This is a genomic window from Verrucosispora sp. SN26_14.1 (assembly GCF_004307965.1).
Taxonomy (GTDB): domain Bacteria; phylum Actinomycetota; class Actinomycetes; order Mycobacteriales; family Micromonosporaceae; genus Micromonospora.
Genome location: NZ_SISL01000486.1, coordinates 1 through 4,291, shown reverse-complemented (window position 1 = coordinate 4,291; position 4,291 = coordinate 1). Strand labels below are relative to the sequence as shown.

Below are 4,291 nucleotides of genomic sequence, written 5' to 3'. Positions count from 1 at the left end.
GTGGCCGCCCTGCGCGCGGCGGCGGCCCGGCACGGCCGGGACCCCGGCATGGTGAAGGCGTTGCAGGGCGGCATGGTCATGATCGGGCGGGACCGGGCCGAGGCCAAGGCCAAGGCGGAGGCGTACAACACGCTGTGGAGCAGCGAGGGGCAGCTCGCCAAGTGGTGCGGGTGGATGGACATCGACCTCGCCGCCTTCCCCGACGAGACCCCGGTGGACGAGATCCGCAGCCAGGCCAGTCACTCCTTCCTCGGCTTCCTGCGCAAGCTCAGCCCGGACCGCACCTGGACGGTCGGGGACGTGAAGTACCTGGTCTCCCGCCCCCGCCGGCCCCGGGTGGACGCCCCGGTGACGTTGTTCGGCACGCCCGAGCAGGTGGCCGACCGGATGGAGCAGTGGCTGACCGTCGCCGACGTGGACGGTTTCAACCTGATCCCCTGCCCGCCCTCGGACGGCATCGACGACATCTGCGACCTGCTCGTGCCGGAGCTGCAACGGCGGGGCCTGTTCCGGACCGCGTACGACCCGGCGGAGACGACGCTGCGCGAGCGGTACTTCGGCGCCGGGGTTAGCACCTACCGCGACCCGTCGCGCGCCGTGACCGCGCGGGAGGGCTGAGCGATGCACCTGCGTGACACCCCGCAGGAAGCCGCGTTCCGGCGTGACCTGCGCGCCTGGTTGGCCGAGCAGGTGCCCCGGCACCGCGACGGCGGCGCACCCGGTGACTGGACCAAGGCGTTGCACGCCGCCGGCTACACCGGACTGACCTGGCCGGCCGCCTACGGCGGGCGGGGGCTGCCCCCGACCTACCAGGGCATCTACGCCGAGGAGAGCGCGCTGGCCGAGGCGCCGGACCACAGCAACGTGATCGGCCTGGGCATGGTCGGACCCACCATCGTCTCGCACGGCAGCCCCGAGCAGCAGCAACGCTTCCTGGAACCGATCCTCTCCGGCGCGTACGTCTTCTGTCAGGGCTTCTCCGAGCCGGACGCGGGCAGTGACCTGGCCGCGGTGCGGACCCGGGCGACGGCCACCGCCGACGGATGGCGGGTCACCGGCGAGAAGGTCTGGTCGTCCTACGCCCACCAGGCCGACTGGTGTCTGCTGCTGGCCCGCACCCAGCCCGATTCCACCGCGCACACCGGCCTGACCTGCCTGCTGGTCGACATGCGCAGCCCCGGGGTGCAGGTGCTGCCGCTGCGGCAGAGCACCGGCGACGCCGACTTCAACCAGATCGTGCTCGACGACGTGCTGGTGCCCCGCGACTGCGTGCTGGGGCCGGTCGGCGAGGGCTGGCGGATCGCGATGACCACCCTCGCCCACGAACGCGGCACCTTCGGCATCACCCTCACCGCCCGGCTCACCGTCGAGTTCGACCGGCTGCTGCGCACCGTCCGCGACCTCGGGCTGGCCGACGACCCGACGGTCCGCGCCGAGCTGGCCGAGCTGCACGTGCAGTTGCAGGCCCTGCGCTGGACCGGTCACCGGACGATGGCCACGCTGGCGCGGACCGGCAAGCCCGGCCCGGAGAGCTCGGTGCTCAAGCTGCACTGGTCGGTCACCAACCAGCGGCTGGCCGCGTTCGCGCTGCGGCTGCTCGGCCCGGCGGCCGTGCTCGACGGCCCGGACAGCCACGCCGCCGGCCACTGGCAGCACCTGCGGTTGCGCAGCCGCGCCAACTCGATCGAGGGCGGCACCTCCGAGATCCTGCGCGGCATCATCGCCGAACGCGTGCTCGGCCTGCCCCGCACCCGGTGACCCGGAGAGGATGACCATGGACTTCGCCCTCACCGACGACCAGCGTGACCTGGCGTCGGCCGCCGCCCGGCTGCTCGCCGACCGGTACCCGGTCGACCGGGTCGCCGCGCTCGCCGAGTCGGGCGACGCCGATCCGGACGGGTGGCCGCACCTGCACCGACAGGGCTGGTGCGACCCGGAGCTTCCGGTGGTGGAGAAGGGCCTGCTGGCCCAGGAGGCCGGGTACGCGCTGGCCGCCGTCGGCTGGTGGAGCACGGTCGGCCTGGCCCACCCGGTCCTCGTGGCGGCCGGGCGTGACCTGCCGACGGGTCCGCTCACCCTGGCCTGGCAGGACGACCCGGACACCGGCCAGGGAGCCCGTGCCGAGCAACGCGCCGGCACCTGGCGGCTGACCGGCCGACGCGGCCTGGTGACCGAGGCGGCGGGGGCCACCGCGCTGGTGGTCGCCGCCGACACCGACACCGGCCCGGCCCTGTTCCTGGTGGGGGCCGCAGCCGACGGGCTCACCGTCGCGCCGCAGCCCGCCCTGGACCGGCTGCGTGGCGCCGCACTGCTGTACCTGGTCGACACCCCCGCCGAGATGCTGGTCGGGCCGGAGGCCGCCGAGCGGGTGCTGACCGACGCGCGCCGGCACGCCGGCACGTTGCTGGCCTGCGAGGCCGTCGGCGTCGCCCGCCGAGCCCTGGACCTGGCCCGCCGGCACGCGCTGGACCGGGTGCAGTTCGGCCGACCGATCGGGGCGTACCAGGCGGTGGCGCACCGGCTGGCCGACGGGTACGTGGCGCTGGAACTGGCCACCTCGCTCGCGCTGCGGGCCTGCTGGCTGGTCGGCGCCGGTCCGGACGACGCGGCACCGGACGAGATCGCCCAGGCGTACGCCGAGGCCGTCGTGGCGGCCCGGCAGGCCGCCGTACGCGCCTGCGAGGACGCCCTCCAGGTCACCGGCGGGCTCGGCGCGACCTGGGAGTACCCGCTGCACTGGTGGTACCGCCGGGCGCTCTGGCTGGACAGCTTCGACACGCCCACCGCAGACCATCTCGCCACCCTCGCCGGTCACCTGCTGCACGGGCGGGCGCAACCGGCACGGCCGGCCGCGTGACCCCACCGGCCGACGGCGCACCGACCGAGACCGACAAGGAGCAGCGATGCTGACGAGACGACGTGCCCGCATCGACGTACCGGCCATCCTGCGGCTGATGGAGGTGGGCGACTACCTGCTGCCGTACACGATCCGGGCGGTCTGCCTGCTGCGGGTCGCCGACCAGCTCGCCGACGGGCCGATGCCCGCCGCGGACCTGGCCCGCGCCTGTGACGCCCACGAGCCGTCGCTGACCAAGGCGCTGCGGTACCTGGCCTCCCGGGACCTGTTCGCCGAGGTCGCGCCCGGCGAGTTCGGGCTGACCCCGATGGCCGACCTGCTGCGCGCCGACCACCCCTTCTCGGCCCGGGACATCTTCCTCTCCCCCGTGGTCTGCACCCGGGCGATGGAGGGTCTGGACCACACCCTGCGCACCGGCGAGGGCGCCTTCGACGCGGTCCACGGCATCGGCATGTGGGACCACTTCGGGCAGCACCCCGCCGACGGCGAGGCGTTCGACAAGGTGATGAGCGGGGTCACCGGGATGGAGCTGATGGCCATCCTGCGCGCCTCGGACTGGTCCCGCTTCGGCACGGTGGTCGACGTCGGCGGCGGCAACGGCCGGTTCCTCGCCGACCTGCTGGGCCGCTTCCCCCGGATGCGCGGCGTGCTGTTCGACAAGCCCGGCGTGGTGGCGAACGCGCCGGAGACCTTCGCCACGGCCGGCGTCACCGACCGGGTACGCGTGGTGCCCGGCAGCTTCCTCACCGACGACATCCCGTCCGGTGGCGACGCGTACGTGCTCAAGCGGATCCTCTACAGCTGGAGCGACGAGGAGGCGACCGGGGTGCTGCGCCGTATCCGGGCGGCGATGTCCCCGCAGGGCCGGGTGTTCATCCTCGAGGCCGGACGGCAGTCCGAGGCGGAGAGCACGCCGCTGGCCCGTCGGATGGACATGCTGATGCTGACGTTGAGCGCGGGCGGCGCGCGCAGCCTGGACGAGCAACGGGCGATCCTGGCCGGGGCCGGGCTGGAACTGGTCGAGGCGACGCAGACGCCGATGTTCCCGGTGATCGAGGCCCGACCGGTATGACCGGGCTGCTGTCCTGGCTGGGGCAGCCGCGCGCCGACCGGGGCGTCCGCTTCTCCCGCCCGGACGGGGACTGGGACCGGTGGTCGTACGCGCGGTTGGCCGGGCTGGCCCACGGACACGCCGCCGGGCTGGCCGCGCGGGGCGTACGCCCGGACGACGTGGTCGGGGTGGTGCTGCCCTCCGGGCCCGGATTCGTCGGCACCCTGTTCGGGGCGCTGCTGGCCGGGGCGACGGTGTCCCCGCTCGCCCCGCCCGCCGCCTTCGGCGACCCCGACCGGTACGCCGAGCACCTGAGCGCGGCCCTGACGGCGATGCGGCCCCGGTTGCTGGTGGTCGACGGCGCGTCCGCGCCCTCGGTGGCC

At 74.6% G+C, this 4,291-nt stretch carries 5 protein-coding genes; all 5 read left to right on the top strand.

Translation table 11 applies throughout. From position 1 onward, the window contains the following. Window positions 1-618, top strand: a 618-nt coding sequence (locus EYA84_RS27615) for an LLM class flavin-dependent oxidoreductase (protein ID WP_131056752.1), incomplete at its 5' end; no start/stop codon positions are given. A 3-nt stretch (window positions 619-621) separates the two neighbouring features. After that, window positions 622-1,758, top strand: a complete 1,137-nt coding sequence (locus tag EYA84_RS27610; RefSeq protein WP_131056750.1) for an acyl-CoA dehydrogenase family protein — start codon at window positions 622-624, stop codon at window positions 1,756-1,758. Between the two features lie 16 nt (window positions 1,759-1,774). Beyond that, entirely contained in the window at window positions 1,775-2,857 is a 1,083-nt protein-coding gene (locus tag EYA84_RS27605; protein ID WP_131056748.1) for an acyl-CoA dehydrogenase family protein, read from the top strand. A gap of 46 nt (window positions 2,858-2,903) precedes the next feature. Beyond that, a complete protein-coding gene (locus EYA84_RS27600) occupies window positions 2,904-3,929 on the top strand; it encodes a methyltransferase (RefSeq protein WP_131056746.1) in 1,026 nt (341 codons plus the stop codon). After that, the coding region (locus EYA84_RS27595; protein ID WP_153227121.1) for an AMP-binding protein at window positions 3,926-4,291 on the top strand (366 nt) is incomplete at its 3' end. The genes EYA84_RS27600 and EYA84_RS27595, both read left to right, overlap by 4 nt.

Excerpts from the sequence above, each read along its gene's own strand:
- EYA84_RS27610 (WP_131056750.1), top strand. The coding sequence starts at position 622 with ATGCACCTGCGTGACACCCCGCAGGAAGCCGCGTTCCGGCGTGACCTG.
- EYA84_RS27605 (WP_131056748.1), top strand. The coding sequence starts at position 1,775 with ATGGACTTCGCCCTCACCGACGACCAGCGTGACCTGGCGTCGGCCGCC.
- EYA84_RS27600 (WP_131056746.1), top strand. The coding sequence starts at position 2,904 with ATGCTGACGAGACGACGTGCCCGCATCGACGTACCGGCCATCCTGCGG.